Source organism: Paenibacillus sp. JNUCC 34, assembly GCF_058269055.1.
The window spans coordinates 5361256-5374845 of sequence record NZ_CM177770.1 but is presented as its reverse complement, the minus strand read 5'-3'; the positions used below and the strand labels follow the sequence as shown (position 1 = coordinate 5374845).

General features: G+C 46.5%; 14 protein-coding genes. 8 read left to right on the top strand and 6 right to left on the bottom strand.

Going from position 1 to position 13590, the window contains the following annotated elements:
• Positions 1–44: 44 nt before the first annotated feature.
• Genes AC2TF5_RS24870 through AC2TF5_RS24860 form a run of 3 tightly spaced genes read left to right on the top strand, consistent with a single transcriptional unit; the run spans position 45 to position 2617 of the window.
• Positions 45–938, top strand: coding sequence for an energy-coupling factor transporter ATPase (locus AC2TF5_RS24870; protein WP_491299770.1), 894 nt, complete (start codon positions 45–47; stop codon positions 936–938).
• Positions 923–1816: an energy-coupling factor transporter ATPase gene (locus AC2TF5_RS24865; RefSeq protein ID WP_491299769.1), complete on the top strand. Its 894-nt coding sequence runs from the start codon at positions 923–925 to the stop codon at positions 1814–1816. The genes AC2TF5_RS24870 and AC2TF5_RS24865 overlap by 16 nt, the downstream gene beginning before the upstream one ends.
• Positions 1817–1825: 9 nt before the next feature.
• Positions 1826–2617: an energy-coupling factor transporter transmembrane component T family protein gene (locus tag AC2TF5_RS24860; protein WP_491299768.1), complete on the top strand. Its 792-nt coding sequence runs from the start codon at positions 1826–1828 to the stop codon at positions 2615–2617.
• Positions 2618–2882: 265 nt separating this feature from the next.
• On the opposite strand, the gene AC2TF5_RS24855 is transcribed toward AC2TF5_RS24860, so the two are convergent.
• On the bottom strand, positions 2883–3752 hold the full coding sequence (locus tag AC2TF5_RS24855) for an SDR family oxidoreductase (protein WP_491299767.1): 870 nt from the start codon (positions 3750–3752) through the stop codon (positions 2883–2885).
• Positions 3753–3767: 15 nt separating this feature from the next.
• Positions 3768–4619: an SDR family NAD(P)-dependent oxidoreductase gene (locus AC2TF5_RS24850; protein ID WP_491299766.1), complete on the bottom strand. Its 852-nt coding sequence runs from the start codon at positions 4617–4619 to the stop codon at positions 3768–3770.
• Positions 4620–4883: 264 nt separating this feature from the next.
• On the opposite strand from AC2TF5_RS24850, the gene AC2TF5_RS24845 reads away from it, so the two are divergent.
• Both AC2TF5_RS24845 and AC2TF5_RS24840 read left to right on the top strand, forming a co-directional pair.
• A complete protein-coding gene (locus tag AC2TF5_RS24845) occupies positions 4884–5450 on the top strand; it encodes a TetR/AcrR family transcriptional regulator (RefSeq protein ID WP_491299765.1) in 567 nt (188 codons plus the stop codon).
• 110 nt (positions 5451–5560) lie between these two features.
• Positions 5561–5767, top strand: a complete 207-nt coding sequence (locus AC2TF5_RS24840; protein WP_491299764.1) for a DUF5316 family protein — start codon at positions 5561–5563, stop codon at positions 5765–5767.
• 140 nt (positions 5768–5907) lie between these two features.
• Here AC2TF5_RS24840 and AC2TF5_RS24835 read toward each other — a convergent pair whose 3' ends face one another.
• The 4 genes from AC2TF5_RS24835 to AC2TF5_RS24820 all read right to left on the bottom strand — a co-directional run bounded on the left by AC2TF5_RS24835 (position 5908) and on the right by AC2TF5_RS24820 (position 10343).
• On the bottom strand, positions 5908–6882 hold the full coding sequence (locus tag AC2TF5_RS24835; protein ID WP_491299763.1) for a polyprenyl synthetase family protein: 975 nt from the start codon (positions 6880–6882) through the stop codon (positions 5908–5910).
• A gap of 16 nt (positions 6883–6898) precedes the next feature.
• Positions 6899–7345, bottom strand: a complete 447-nt coding sequence (locus tag AC2TF5_RS24830; RefSeq protein ID WP_491299762.1) for a hypothetical protein — start codon at positions 7343–7345, stop codon at positions 6899–6901.
• Positions 7346–7467: 122 nt separating this feature from the next.
• Positions 7468–9345, bottom strand: coding sequence for an FAD-dependent oxidoreductase (locus AC2TF5_RS24825; protein ID WP_491299761.1), 1878 nt, complete (start codon positions 9343–9345; stop codon positions 7468–7470).
• 95 nt (positions 9346–9440) lie between these two features.
• A complete protein-coding gene (locus AC2TF5_RS24820; protein ID WP_491299760.1) occupies positions 9441–10343 on the bottom strand; it encodes an FMN-binding protein in 903 nt (300 codons plus the stop codon).
• 549 nt (positions 10344–10892) lie between these two features.
• On the opposite strand from AC2TF5_RS24820, the gene AC2TF5_RS24815 reads away from it, so the two are divergent.
• The 3 genes from AC2TF5_RS24815 (at position 10893) to AC2TF5_RS24805 (ending at position 13312) form a co-directional block, all read left to right on the top strand.
• A complete protein-coding gene (locus AC2TF5_RS24815) occupies positions 10893–12134 on the top strand; it encodes an MFS transporter (protein WP_491299759.1) in 1242 nt (413 codons plus the stop codon).
• Between the two features lie 80 nt (positions 12135–12214).
• Positions 12215–12877: an NAD(P)H-binding protein gene (locus tag AC2TF5_RS24810; protein WP_491299758.1), complete on the top strand. Its 663-nt coding sequence runs from the start codon at positions 12215–12217 to the stop codon at positions 12875–12877.
• 54 nt (positions 12878–12931) lie between these two features.
• Complete coding sequence (locus tag AC2TF5_RS24805; protein ID WP_241931916.1) at positions 12932–13312, top strand: RidA family protein; 381 nt, start codon at positions 12932–12934, stop codon at positions 13310–13312.
• Positions 13313–13590: the final 278 nt, after the last annotated feature.

The window sequence follows — 13590 nt, the reverse complement described above, 5'->3', positions numbered from 1 at the left end:
AAATAGATTTCAGTTGCTAGGACGGCAGAAGGGAGGAACCTGCTATGAACAGAGCGGGATTATATAACAGGCCTAAGCCGCATGAATCGGACAATTGCGTGTCTGGAGAACAGCATCAGGCCCCGGCGCTAACCCTTAAGGAGGTTAGTTTTTCGTATAACGGGCAGTCGAACAACATCCGCTCTGTCAGCTTTACGGTACACCAAGGACAGTGGGTGACTGTCGTAGGGAGCAATGGGAGTGGGAAATCTACGCTAGCCAGACTGTTTAACGGACTGTTGGCGCCTGATGAAGGTCTTATAGAGACAGCGGGCCTGGAGCTTGTGCCGGATAACCTGATCGCGATCCGCCGTAAGGTAGGGATGGTGTTTCAGAATCCGGACAATCAATTTGTTGGCAGTACGGTGGAGGAGGATATTGCCTTTGGACTTGAGGGCATGTGTATGCCGAGGCAGCAGATAAGAGAGCAGATCGACCGGTATGCTGAACGATTTGGCGTTAGCCATCTGCTTAAAAGACATCCCTCCGAGCTGTCCGGTGGACAGAAGCAGCGGGTTGCGTTAGCCTCGGTGCTTGCCATGGAGCCAGAAATATTGGTGCTGGACGAAGCCTCCTCCATGCTGGATGAACAGGCAAGGCACGACTTGACCCATATCCTCAGGGATATGCACCGGGAAGGGCGGTATACCATTGTGTCCATTACGCATGACGCGGATGAAATTATGGCCTCTGAAAGGGTGCTTGCCCTTCGGGACGGGGCTGTTATTGCAGATACGTCACCTGATGACTTGTTTGAGGATAGGGAGCTGATGTTACTGTGCAGCCTGGAAGCGCCTTTTGCACGGAAGCTTGCACAGGAATTGGAGTCTCGGGGAGTTGCAAAAGGACAATCCGGTGATGAACAGGAGCTGATGGATTTCTTATGGTCATTCAATTAGAGAATGTGTGCTTCGATTATGATGCCCGAACCCCTTGGGCCAGCGCTGCACTACGTCATATCGATCTCGGAATTGGTTCAGGAGAATTCATTGGCGTGGCCGGAACGACTGGATCGGGTAAATCCACGCTGCTTCAGCTGTTCAACGGTATCATCAAACCGACAGCCGGTACAGTATCTGTGTTCGATGTCATGATTACTGCAGGTGTAAAGGCCCCTAAAATGCGAGAACTGCGGCGACGGGTCGGATTGGTGTTTCAGTTCCCGGAGCAGCAGATGTTCGAGGAAACGGTGGAAAAGGATATTTGTTTCGGGCCGATGAATTTCGGCGCAAGTCAGGAGGAAGCTAAACAAAAGGCATTGCAGGCATTTCTTAAAATGGGTCTGGATCCAGCCCTGCTGGAGCGCAGCCCGTTTCAGCTCAGCGGCGGGCAAATGCGAAAGGTCGCCATCGCCTCGGTGCTTGCCATGGAGCCGGACATTCTCGTTCTGGACGAACCGACGGCTACACTGGACCCCGTCAGCAGGATGGAACTGATTGGGATGCTGCAGACCCTGTGTCGTGAGGAAGGCAGAACGATCATTATGGTTACACACCGTATGGATGAATTACTGGAAGCGGCTGACCGATGGGTGCTTCTTCATAAGGGGGAGTGTGCCTTTCAAGGTACTGCCCGCGAGCTGGCGGGCCGGGTGGAAGTCATGGAACAGTGTGGTATGGCAGTTCCGCTGCCGCTTCGCTGCTGGAGCATTCTGTCGGAACGCTTCAATCTGGGGCATGAAGAGCCCTGTTTCACGGCAGAATCACTGGCAGAGCGCATAGCAGCTCTGCGAAACACAAAGGCTGAGATGTTTACGGAAAACACCGGAGAGGAATGAGGGAGGATTATGCGCGACAAGCTGATAATCGGAAGGAGCATTGATACCGGCTCTTGGATACACGGTCTGGATCCACGGGCGAAGCTTGCGGCCATGCTGCTGTACGTTGCGGTCATCGTCATGGTGTCCTCATGGCCGGGCATGGCGCTAACGGCGCTCTTTTCCATTCTGATTATGTATAGCACACGAATATCGTTCCGTTATTACCTCAAGGCGATGAAGCCACTGCGATTCCTTATGGTGTTTATATTTGTCATTCAGGTGCTCACGGTTAAAAGTGGGGAGGCCTTGCTTAGTCTGGGATCGTTCACCCTCTTTAGCGGCGGAGTGGAAGTTGGCCTGCTCAGCGTAATGCGGATGGCTCTTCTGGTATCGTTCACGGCTATACTGACGTTTACAACAACACCTGGCAAGCTGAATCTGGGTCTGGAAGGTGTGCTCAAGCCGTTGAAAAAAGTCGGGATGCACCCGGAGCGGCTCAGTCTGATGATCAGCATAGCACTCCGGTTCATTCCGACAATATTGGATGAGACACATAAAATTTTGAAAGCTCAGGCATCCCGTGGAGCAGATCTGAAGGAGTTGCCGTGGAAGGATAAGGCCAAAATGCTCGTCGCCTTGCTCGTGCCCGTTACAGTCAGTGCCTTTCGCCGGGCGCAGGATCTCATTCATTCCATGGAGTCCAGGGGATTTGTGATAAACGAGCCGCGGACCAGCCTCCATAGCCTGTCATGGGAAGCAAGAGATACGGGCTTTTTGCTGCTGTTCGTCATGCTGGGTGCAGCCATACTGGTGGTTTGACCGTAGCCCACGACCGGGCTTAAGCGTCTCCTGACGCGGTCAGTGGGGGTTAGGGAGGATGCAAAGAGTTGATGCTGTGAATGATTTATAGGATAAAGCATTAAGAGGCTGTTCTATAATTAAAACAGGCCGGGGGTGTCCCAAAAGGTCCATTGACCTGGGACGCCCCCATTGTCTGTTGTAAGACGCTGCGTGTACGAATCGTTCGCTAATTCATTGTGCAGGTTTGTCGCATAGTTGCGAAGACCCGACATGACGATTCACATTATTTCACAGAGCTTTGACTAACAATTTGGTTCAAAGCCTCGTTTATTGGTGTAGCAGGGCGACCAAGTAATTTTTCTAAATCGTTACTTTCTATCTCTAATCCACCATCACGAATACCTTTTTGTGTGTTTACGAGCATAGGAAGGTAGGCTTCTGGTACCCCTGCACCTTTCATCATGTTCGCATAAGTAGTATCATCGACTTGCTGTACAGGTACTTCTTTCCCTAATACATCTCCAAGAAAAGATGTTAATTCCTCTTGAGTCATTAGCTTACCGGAAAGTTCGTAAACCGTGTTTTCGTGTCCTTCTCCGGTCAATACATTTGCTGTTGCCTCCGCTAAATCTTGTCGAAGTACCCAGCCTATTTTTCCTGTTCCTGCTGATGTTACCCAAGGTGCTCCTGCCATCGCGCCTTGTATGCTTCCAATTTCATTTTCCAAATACCAATTGTTTCTTAAAAACGAGTATGGAATACCTGTTTTCAAAATAGCTTCTTCTCTAGCTCGATGAAGTGGAGCGAGGAAAAATTTGCTTTCACTTGCATTTGTTACACTAGTATAAGCAATAAATTTTACTTGAGCACGCCCGGCAGCAGCTACAGCATTCGTATGCTGTCTCATTAATGTTTCATGATTCCCAAACGTAGATATAATTAAAAGTCGATCAATTCCTGAAAAAGCAGAATCTAATGTTTCTGGTTTATCAAAGTCTCCGTGTCGAACTTCTACTCCGCGAGCTCGCAATCCTTCTGCTTTCTCTGGATTTCGAACACTAACAGCTAACTCGTTCGCTGGTAAAATTTTTAATAATGCTTCTACAACCTTTGCCCCTAGTTGTCCTGTAGCACCTGTCACTAATATTTTCATTTTCTTTTCCTCCAATTAAATGTTTTTTGATAAGCCTTCCAGCATTTGAACCGTTCTGTTATAAAGCTTTTGAGCATTATCTTTATCAAAAGTTTTCATCGTAAGACTTACTTCTTTTCGCTGTTTATAAGCAGATAAAGAAGGTTTAGGCGGATTCTCTAACAATTCGATGATAGGAAGAATTGCTTCTTCTACCGGTTTACCTATTGTTTTATAAATTAGCTTCATGATACTCTTCGTAACAGGATTTTCATAAGCTTCAAAAGTTCCAGAGGTTTGGACAGCCCAAGGGTTAAAGAGAATATATTTTATCTTTCCAATAGTATCATTGTGGGCAAAGGCAACACCTAGTAAATCGTTTAGTCGGCTGCCATGATACCTAGCTTTTGCACCGTTATAATTATTTTTATTTTGGATATCATCTAAATTAACCGTACCATTCATTCCTGGAGCACAAACATTAAGAATAACAGGGTTATCAGAGTTTTCCAAAAGCTCTTTTGAACCATAACTAAGAGCGAATCTGCTCAAATAAGATAACCCAAAACTAAATTCAAATCCCTCTGGTGATTCCGAATATTCTTTTCTGGGCTTGTGATTGGTTGCACAAAAAACGACCCTATCTAAAGAATGGAACCGGCTTTTTACTTCTTCAATAATGCGCTTATTTTCTTTTACCAAACTCAAATTTGCTTGAAGAAAAATGGCCCTTCCCTCTGCTCCTAACTGTCTAGCTTCATTTAAGAAAAGATCGCCTTTAGCAGATGAACTGCCGACCACTATTACACGATCACCTTTTTTTAAAAAGTGAGTAGCAACCCCTTTTCCAATTCCATCTGTTCCGCCTGTTACAAGTATTGTTTTCATTTGCATTCTCCTCATTCGTGATCGATACTGGGATATTCTTTTCGAGTCGCATGAAATCCGGCAGCGATATTCATCTTTCATAAACTCCTTATGAGTGATATATTAAACAAACATGTGTTGCTTTAATAAAAATACAACCAATATCTAAACAGAACAACCAACAATAATGGAGGAAATGTTGCTATAGCAACAAAACTGAAAAATTGTCAGGTTAGGAGTGACATTGAGCTCCGCTCAAAAATTCTGATGTAAGGAGTGAATGAAGTGGGGACAAAAGTAAGGAATATACGAATGACTCAAACAAAGCAGTCTTTGATTAACGCTTTTGTTAATTTAGTGAATGAAAAGGATTTTGAAAAAATTACAATTGCTGATTTAACAAAAGGGGCTCAAGTGAATCGTGCTACTTTCTACGCGCATTTCAATGATAAGTACGAATTATTGGACTACATTGTTGATGAGTCTGCTTCGGCAGTCATTGAAAAACGCACATCAGGAGTCGTGAAATTCGATAAAGAAAGCATATATCAGCTCGTTCTAGCGGTATGCGACTATCATCAACAACCGAATATTAAATGTCGCCACAGTTATTTAGGTTTAATCCCGCTATTGAAAGAAAAAATTTTAATTGAGTTGAAAAAATATTTATCGAAAAGTTTAAATATCAAATATACAGACATGGAGAAGAGTTTTTATGTACCGATTTATGCAAACATCATACTTGAGGCTGGTTACTTATGGGCTTCTGGAAAAGTATCTTTTGACAAAGAGACAATAGCCAAGAAAGTCTCATTATTAGTATTAGAGGATAACAGTCTTCCGAGAAATTAGTTTACGCTAACGGAAAGCCGAAGGGAAGCGACTTTTTTCAGTCTTAAACATAACTATTGCCAGAAATAAACGTTGTTAAGAAAGAGGGTGACTTGGAAGGGGGCTCTATTATGCAGTGGTTTGTATATATTGGATTTACTTGCATATTTATATCTGGACTTTGCGTTGGAGCATGGACTACTGGTTATCAACAAAGAGGTAATTTTTATTCGGAATCTAAGGATGACCGTGAATTAAAGAAAAAAGTAGCTACATGGTTTGCTGTAGCTGGTATCGTTTCGTTTACAATAGCGGGTATATTTTATTTATTTAGCTAACTAGGAAAGAGAATTCAATATAGAGGACGAGCCGACACAGCGATTGGAGCAACGGTCCGTTCGCGCAGCGTCTCGTAACAGACAACACAAAAAGGGTGCCCCATTGGTCTTATGACCTTTGGGACACCTTTTGTTGTAAATCAAGCTGCCGAGAAGTAATCAAGAAGAACCTTCAGATCCTCATGAGCCGGGAAGCTGGACAGCTGCTCGATAATGGCATTAGCACGCTCCAGATACGAGCGGCTGAACTGCACTGTCTTCTCAAGCGCTCCGCTTTGCCGGATTGCCTCCAGAACCTGCTCGATATCGGGATCAGGAGAGTCCGGACCGATGGAGCGGATCATTCCAGAGAGAGCCGGGTCCTGCAGAGCGAATAGTACGGGGAGAGTGACTTGGCCATGACGGAGATCGCTTCCCGCGGGCTTGCCGAGTGTTGCGGCATCCTGCGTGAAATCCATCAAGTCGTCCTGAATCTGAAAATGCATGCCTAAACATTCTCCAAATTCATATAGCAGGTCCGCCGTTTGTGATTCGCAGCCTGAGGAGAGAGCTCCGGTTCTCAGGCAGGTAGCCATGAGCAGCGCTGTTTTGTTACGGGATTTCTCTAGATATTGCTCAAGTGTTTGATCGTAGTCGAAAGCATGGGCCATTTGCTGGTACTCCCCAATACACAGCTGGGTGCTTGCGATAGATGATAAATCATGCACATACCGTTCCTGATCCGATGCATATTGGGAGAGAAGTTCTACAATACGCAGCGACATATAGCTGCCGATATGAACGGCCTGGCTGACGCCGGTCTTCAAATGCATCGCTGGTTGTCCACGGCGCAGGTCTGAACGATCGATCACATCGTCATGAACGAGCGAAGCTGCGTGTATGAACTCGGCTGCAGCTGCAAGCTGCCACTGTTTGCGTCCTGCAGGCTTCGGTCCAAATCGGGAGCCAACCAGCACCATCAAAGGACGTAGCCGTTTGCCGCCGGATCGAACGAGCTCAAGCACACTTTTGGATACGACAGATGAACGAGAGAGATCAGGGTCATGCTTGACGATTTGTTCTATTTCCCGGTTCACCCGGTTGATGTCTACATTCAATGCTTCATGAAGCTTCATCCCTGATTCCTCCTCGTTACATCGCTTTTCCAGTCTGTTTGCGCTTATATTCACCGCATAGAAATTTCTCGAAATGCATCGTAAGATCTTCGTCTATCAATCGCCCTTCCGCCAAAGCAATTTTCTGCCGTTTCAGCACTGGGGCCAGATGGCTTACCAGATCCGTTTCCTTGAATTTGACGGCCATCTGTAAATAAAGGCTGTATAGATAATCGCCGTCCAATATGTTTCGAGTCAGATCGGGATCACTGAACGAGCAGTCCCGGTGACGTTCTCGCGCCATGTGGAGCAGGCTGTAGAGTGCTAGCAAAACCGTCTGGCGTTTAGGCTCCAACTGATGATGATCCAGTACCTGAACTAGCCGGTTCATATCGTGACAAGGAACATCCAGGACGATTCCGGCAATCGGGGACCATTCTTCATGCAGTAAACGTACGGTATCGTTCATCAGTCGAGTATTCATTAAGCCCACCCCTTCGAGAAGTTTTGCGGAAGATCATCCTCAAAACGAGATCATATTAACAGGAGTCATACACGTTAATATCGCATATGACCTCCTTGTTTAAGAAATAATAATTCAATTTGTTAATCGGTATACAGATACCAACGTTTCACGAGAGGAACCTTTTTCCAATGCTTTTTCAGCCAAGGCAGTACATAGTAGTCGAGGCCAAGTGTGCTTCCGGCACCGCCGATTGTAGCTATAGCAGCCGTTACAAACCACAACATTTCATAAGGGGCCATACCGGACGTCCAGATCATAACACCCATCGCAATGGTACCGATGGAGGCAACAGCTGTGAACAGACCGGCAATGAGCATGAGGCCAAACACAATCTCAGCCGCTACCATACCCCCTTGGAATACGGAAGCAAGGGCGGTATAACCTCCGTCTGCAGTATAGAAGAACATATCCATAAAGCCGCTGACCATACTGCTGATGAAGCCAGGCACCGGAAGAGCTTCAATAGCATCCTTCGCGGTTGTTACTGCAGAAGCAGCTGTCTGTGCGTCAACAGTCTGGGTGACTGCTTCAACCGCTTGGGTTGCCGCAGTTGTTGCATCTGCTGAAGGAGCAGGGGGGATCAGGAAGATCCGGTTCGGATCATCTATGATTTTAAGCAGCTTCTCCCATCCTTCGGTTAACCACATAATACCCAAATATATACGCAGCGGGACGAGCCAGAAATTCGGGGAGCGCTTCGAGAAATGTCCCCCGAGGAAACTTCTGCGGTTATTTACATGGAAAAATTCATGCATCATATAAGACCAAACTTTGTTGAAGCCGGCAACTGTAGAAAGGTAGAACATGTTCATGAAATGCTTGGATAGCATTGCGAAAAACCCGGTTAGCATGAACATTTTATTCGGCAATCCCACATTGGCTACACCATAACGGCTGCCGATGCAGACCATGGTGCCATGGAACGCCGGTTTATACGATTTCTTCGTTCCGTTAGTAATGTCCGCAATCAGGTTGTGTGCGGCCAGCGCTGCAGCCTGCTCAGCGTTCTCTACCATCTGTGGTACGGGACGGGTCTCACCTTCCGGAACATAGAAAATGTTATCACCTATGACATATACATTTTCATGATCAACACTTTGCAGTTTGTCATTCGTTACGATCCGTTTACGTCCTTGCTGCTGAACGTCCAGGTTTCCGACCAGTTCGGAGCCTTCGACACCGGCTGTCCATACGATTGTGTTAGCGATGATTTCCTTGCCTTCTCCGAGAATGACGCGGTCTTCGCCGACACCGGTAATTTTGGCGCTGGTGATAATTTCAACTCCGACTTTGCGGAGGTATTTCTCAGATTTGGCGATCAGTTTATCCGGCAGGATAGGCAAGATTTTTGGTGCCATATCCGCTACAACGAGCCGGACCTCGGATTTATCAATATAAAACTCTTTGCACAATTCATCACGGAATTCAGCCATTTCACCGATGAGCTCAACACCGGTAAAGCCGGCGCCTACTACGACGAAGGAGAGCTTTGACTTACGCACAGCTGGGTCGAGCTCTTTAGCTGCTTCGAGGAAGCTGTGACGGATTTGCTCCTTCAGACGTACCGCATCTTCAAACGACCAGAGGGTGAATGCATTTTCTTCCGCACCCGGAATGCCGAAGAAGGTTGGTTTACAGCCGGTACCTATGACCAGATAGTCGTAATCATAGACAGCCGTTTCTGAACTCAGCTTTTTGCCATCAAAGTCGATATTGTTGATTTCGTCGAGCACGACGTCAACGTTTAGCCCGGCAAATATTTTTTTTAGATCAATCTTGACTGAATCCTCCGGTGTCCGGTTAGCTGCTACTTCATGCAGCTCAGTCAGGAGGGTATGGTAGGGATTGCGGTCAATCAGAGTAATCTGTACATCATTGCTCTTCTTGAACTTTTTAGCCAGCTTTTTGGCTGCATGAACGCCGCCGTATCCACCGCCCAGTAAAACAATCTTTTTCACGAAGCTCACCTCATTGGTCTATTGTGCTGCCAAAAGCAGAAGCGGGAGCATGCTCCCGGTCTTCTGCTTGCAGTAGTATTTTCATTTTTTGTCGCTTACTTAGCTCCTTCGAGCGCTTTTTCAGCAAGCTGGAAATACTCTTGAACGCTTACGGATACACCGGAAAGCGCATCTGTTTTACCTTCTTCATTAAAAGACAAGCTGCCGACGCCTTGGTTCTCTAGGTAGAACTGCTGAGCTTTCTCAACTTGCTCATGCCATTCAGCCTGTGCTCCGCCTTTTTCCTTCATGCCGTAGTTTCCGTCTTTGGAGAAGTCTTGTTTGTCTTCGCCTTTATCGTTCACGCCGCTGAAGTAAACTGCGATAACTTTACCGTTGGCAACTGTCAGATCAACAGTTGATTTCCATCCGCTGTTGGCATTCATTTCTCCTTCAGCATGGTAACCTCCATCTTTGTAAGTTCCAGCTTCAGTAGGTCCAGCTTGAATTGCCTTCTGAGCGATTTCTACGAAGTCGTTCACATGGATCGACACACCGCTGATCGCATCTGTATTGCCTTCTTCGTTATAAGTGATAGCTGCGAGATCCTGCTTCTCAACCAGGAACTGTTCGGCTTTCTCAGCTTGTTCGTGCCACTCGGCTTGAGCACCGGCTTTTTCCTTCATGCCGTACTCACCGGATTCAGAGAGGGTCTTCTTGTCAGGACCAGCTTTGATATTGGATCCGTTCCAGTTAGCGTCCGTAATTTTTCCACCTTCAACTTTAAGGGTTACGTTGTACTGCCAGCCGGATTTTTCGTCCATTTCGCCTTGAGCGAAGTAGGTTCCGTCTGTGTATTCGCCAGCTTTTGCCTCCGTAGTAGGTGTTTCTGTTGCGGGTGCTTCAGCAGCAGGTTTTTCCGTGTTGGCAGGTTCCTCAGCTTTTTCCCCGCCGCAGCCTGCGAGCAGTCCTCCAAGGACCAGAGTTCCGGACAAAATGATGGACAATTTCTTTTTCATACCAATGACCTCCACTTTTTGTTCAAAATTTGGTGAAAAATATGATATTAAAATGTTGAAACATTTTAACAACGAAAGATATTGCCGGAATACGACGTTAGCCGACACTTTATTCCGTCTAAATGGTCTAGATATGCGGCTTTTTACCCGGTAAAAGCTTGGAAAGGTAAGTCACAATGACTACCATTCGATGGAATCTTAGCATATGTAGAAGGAGTTTTATGTGAAAATAATCACTAATTATTTAAAACTTGATTTTTTATATAAAATTTAATTTTTCGTCTGTATGTTCGTCTGTATGTTAGTATGTCGGAACACGACTGTTAGCAGGAGGAGTCCATATTAATGAAGCAGCGATGGCTGGACAGTAATTGGACTTTCGATCCCTCATGATTTAGCCCATATTTTGGATGGAATCGTAACGTCACAATTATTTTTTCAGCCGTATTGACAGGGGTTAATCCGGGTGTAGAATGGGGTCAAAGAGAGAGTTTGATCAGCCATTATAAGTCACCAAAGGAGTGTATCCCCATTAAGGCTGTAAGAGTTATGCACAAGTCGCATCGGCAGGTTTCCCCTCAGCGCAGACACTTACTCACGGCAACCTGGGAAGGTGTTCCGGCCGTTATTTACCAGACGCTGCTCGGAGGTCCGTTTTTGACAGGTTATCTGTTGTATTTGGGTGCCGAAGCCAGTGAAGTGGGATTTGTGCTTGCTGTCACCACATTTTTTAACGTTTTTCAGATTTTGACGGCTTTTTTGATTCAGCGTCTGGAGCATAGAAAGAAAGCCATGATCGTGTCTACTTTCCTGAACCGGATATTGTGGGGGGCAACGGGAGTCATACCGTTCGTGTTTGACGAGAAATGGTGGATTCCTTCGTTCCTGGTGCTGTACATGGGTGCTTTTCTTGCCGGTACCGTATCCGGCATTATCTGGACATCGGTCATCAGTGACATGGTTCCCTCCAAGGTTCGAGGCCGTTATTTTGGCATTCGGAATACGATCTTGAACGCATTGGGCGCGGTAACGCTGTTTATCGGGGGGATGATTCTGGATCGTCATCCCGGAGGCACGGGATTTCTGATCTTGTTTATCATTGCATGGATTGCGATTGCGGCGAACTTATCATTGTTTTTCTTGTATCCGGACCCTCCGTTTGAGCGTTCCAAGGAAACAAAGTTTTGGCCGATGGTGAAAAATCCGCTCTCGGATCAGCCATTCATTAAATCTACTTTGTTTCTCGGGGGCTGGCTGTTTCTTCAAACTCTGGTGGTGCCTTTTTACTCTTACGCGATGCTGGATATACTGCATATTTCGTATTCCGTCGTATCGATTATGACAGTGGCCCAGACGGCCATCATGATGATGGGCTTTTATGTCTGGGGCAATTTGAATGCACGTTTTAGCAACCGCAGGCTGTTGTTCTGGACGCTTCCGTTAATCGCGTTTTCCTGCCTGTCCTGGGGATTGCTGGCCGTTCTGCCGGTCATTCCTGTCCTTCTGCTGTCTCATATGCTGCTTGGGGCTGGTGTTGGGGGCTTTAACCAGTTGGCGTTCAACTTTATGATCGGGGATACACCGAAGAGTGAGCGGCCGATGTTTATAGCGATGTATTCAGCAATTACCGGGTTAGCCTCATTTTTGGGCCCTATGATTGGAGGCCAGGTGTTCAAAATGATGAAGGACACACCGGTTTGGATTCAGCAGTACGGATTTCAGGCTTTCGTTGGTGTTATTCTGCTGCTGACTGCTTTGACACTTGGACGAAAAGTACTTCGTACGACATAAATTCGTACGACATATAAGAATATAAGTAATAACAAAGAACCTATATCATAAATTATAGTCGTGAAAAAGGGGGAGCTTCCATGGGGATAACGTCACTCGTTATGGGAGCCACGGGACTGGTGGGACGTCATGTGACGGAGGAGCTGCTGAATCGTGAAGGTATTGACGAGGTGCGGCTCCTTGTCAGACGTCCGCCAGATATCGTCCATCCCAAACTGACCGTGATACAAACGGATTGGGACAAGCTGGATCACTATGGGGAGGCGTTTATCGGTGTTCACAGCGTATTCAGCTGTCTGGGGACAACGATCAAAAAAGCTGGCTCGCAAAAACAGTTCCGAAAGGTGGATCTCGAATATGTCCTTACCGGTGCCGAGCTGGCCAAGGGGGCACAGGTTAGTCAATTTCTGGCCGTAAGCAGCGTTGGTGCCGATCCGAAAGCCAGAACCTTTTACAGCCGGGTTAAGGGAGAAATGGAAGAAGAACTGTGCAGACTTCAGTTTCAGGGGCTTCATCTCTTCCGTCCATCACTGCTGCTTGGCGACCGGGATGAGAGGCGCTTGGGTGAGGGAGTCGCTTCTGTGCTGATGACAAAGCTGGATTTTGCCTTTAAGGGACGACTCTCTCCGTATCGTGCAGTGCCAGCTGTCAAAGTCGCCAAGTCTATGGTTAATATTTCCATAACCAATACAAGAGGAAATCATGTATATCCTAACGAAGTTATCCATGTTCTGGGTGAGTAACAACCCAGTAATTATTACATAGGACCTAGATAGTCTAAAGAGAGGGGAATACATATGACGAAAAATATTCTATCCACCACAAAGGCTCCTGGAGCCATTGGACCCTACAGCCAGGGGGTAGAAATCGGAGGGTTTGTATATACTTCCGGCCAACTCGGGTTGAACCCGGAGACAGGACAATTTGGCGAAGGAGTTGCTGAACAGACCCGGTACTCCCTCAGTAATGTACAGGCGATTCTGGAAGCCGCAGGCACAACGCTTGATCAGGTCGTCAAGACGACGGTTTTCCTGAAAGACATGAATGATTTTGCCGCGATGAATGAGGTGTACGGAAGCTTTTTTGCAGAGCCGTATCCAGCGCGTAGTGCGGTCGAGGTAGCCCGTCTTCCGAAGGACGGACTTGTAGAAATCGAGGTCATTGCAGTTAAGAAATAAGAACAATCAGCCAAAGAGAAAGCTGTTCTGCTTCAGGATCCCATAGGGGTCCAAAGAGCGGGACAGCTTTTTTGATATATGTCGATAGATGTTCTTCTTATAACGGTACTAGCTCATCAAAACTAGAGCTGATGATTAAGAAGTTGCATGGGATGTACCATGATCAAACTTGATGAGATAAGTAATGTTGTATGTCATACAACATTAGACGAGCAGAATGCCTGAACCTACTGATATTGATGTAGATTCTACAACAATCCCTCCTGGATAGAGGTGAA

What these genes read in the sequence shown, in the direction of transcription:
- AC2TF5_RS24870 (WP_491299770.1), top strand. Translation starts at nt 45, where the DNA reads ATGAACAGAGCGGGATTATATAACAGGCCTAAGCCGCATGAATCGGAC.
- AC2TF5_RS24865 (WP_491299769.1), top strand. Translation starts at nt 923, where the DNA reads ATGGTCATTCAATTAGAGAATGTGTGCTTCGATTATGATGCCCGAACC.
- AC2TF5_RS24860 (WP_491299768.1), top strand. Translation starts at nt 1,826, where the DNA reads ATGCGCGACAAGCTGATAATCGGAAGGAGCATTGATACCGGCTCTTGG.
- AC2TF5_RS24855 (WP_491299767.1), bottom strand. Translation starts at nt 3,752, where the DNA reads ATGAAAATATTAGTGACAGGTGCTACAGGACAACTAGGGGCAAAGGTT.
- AC2TF5_RS24850 (WP_491299766.1), bottom strand. Translation starts at nt 4,619, where the DNA reads ATGAAAACAATACTTGTAACAGGCGGAACAGATGGAATTGGAAAAGGG.
- AC2TF5_RS24840 (WP_491299764.1), top strand. Translation starts at nt 5,561, where the DNA reads ATGCAGTGGTTTGTATATATTGGATTTACTTGCATATTTATATCTGGA.
- AC2TF5_RS24835 (WP_491299763.1), bottom strand. Translation starts at nt 6,882, where the DNA reads ATGAAGCTTCATGAAGCATTGAATGTAGACATCAACCGGGTGAACCGG.
- AC2TF5_RS24830 (WP_491299762.1), bottom strand. Translation starts at nt 7,345, where the DNA reads ATGAATACTCGACTGATGAACGATACCGTACGTTTACTGCATGAAGAA.
- AC2TF5_RS24820 (WP_491299760.1), bottom strand. Translation starts at nt 10,343, where the DNA reads ATGAAAAAGAAATTGTCCATCATTTTGTCCGGAACTCTGGTCCTTGGA.
- AC2TF5_RS24815 (WP_491299759.1), top strand. Translation starts at nt 10,893, where the DNA reads ATGCACAAGTCGCATCGGCAGGTTTCCCCTCAGCGCAGACACTTACTC.
- AC2TF5_RS24810 (WP_491299758.1), top strand. Translation starts at nt 12,215, where the DNA reads ATGGGGATAACGTCACTCGTTATGGGAGCCACGGGACTGGTGGGACGT.
- AC2TF5_RS24805 (WP_241931916.1), top strand. Translation starts at nt 12,932, where the DNA reads ATGACGAAAAATATTCTATCCACCACAAAGGCTCCTGGAGCCATTGGA.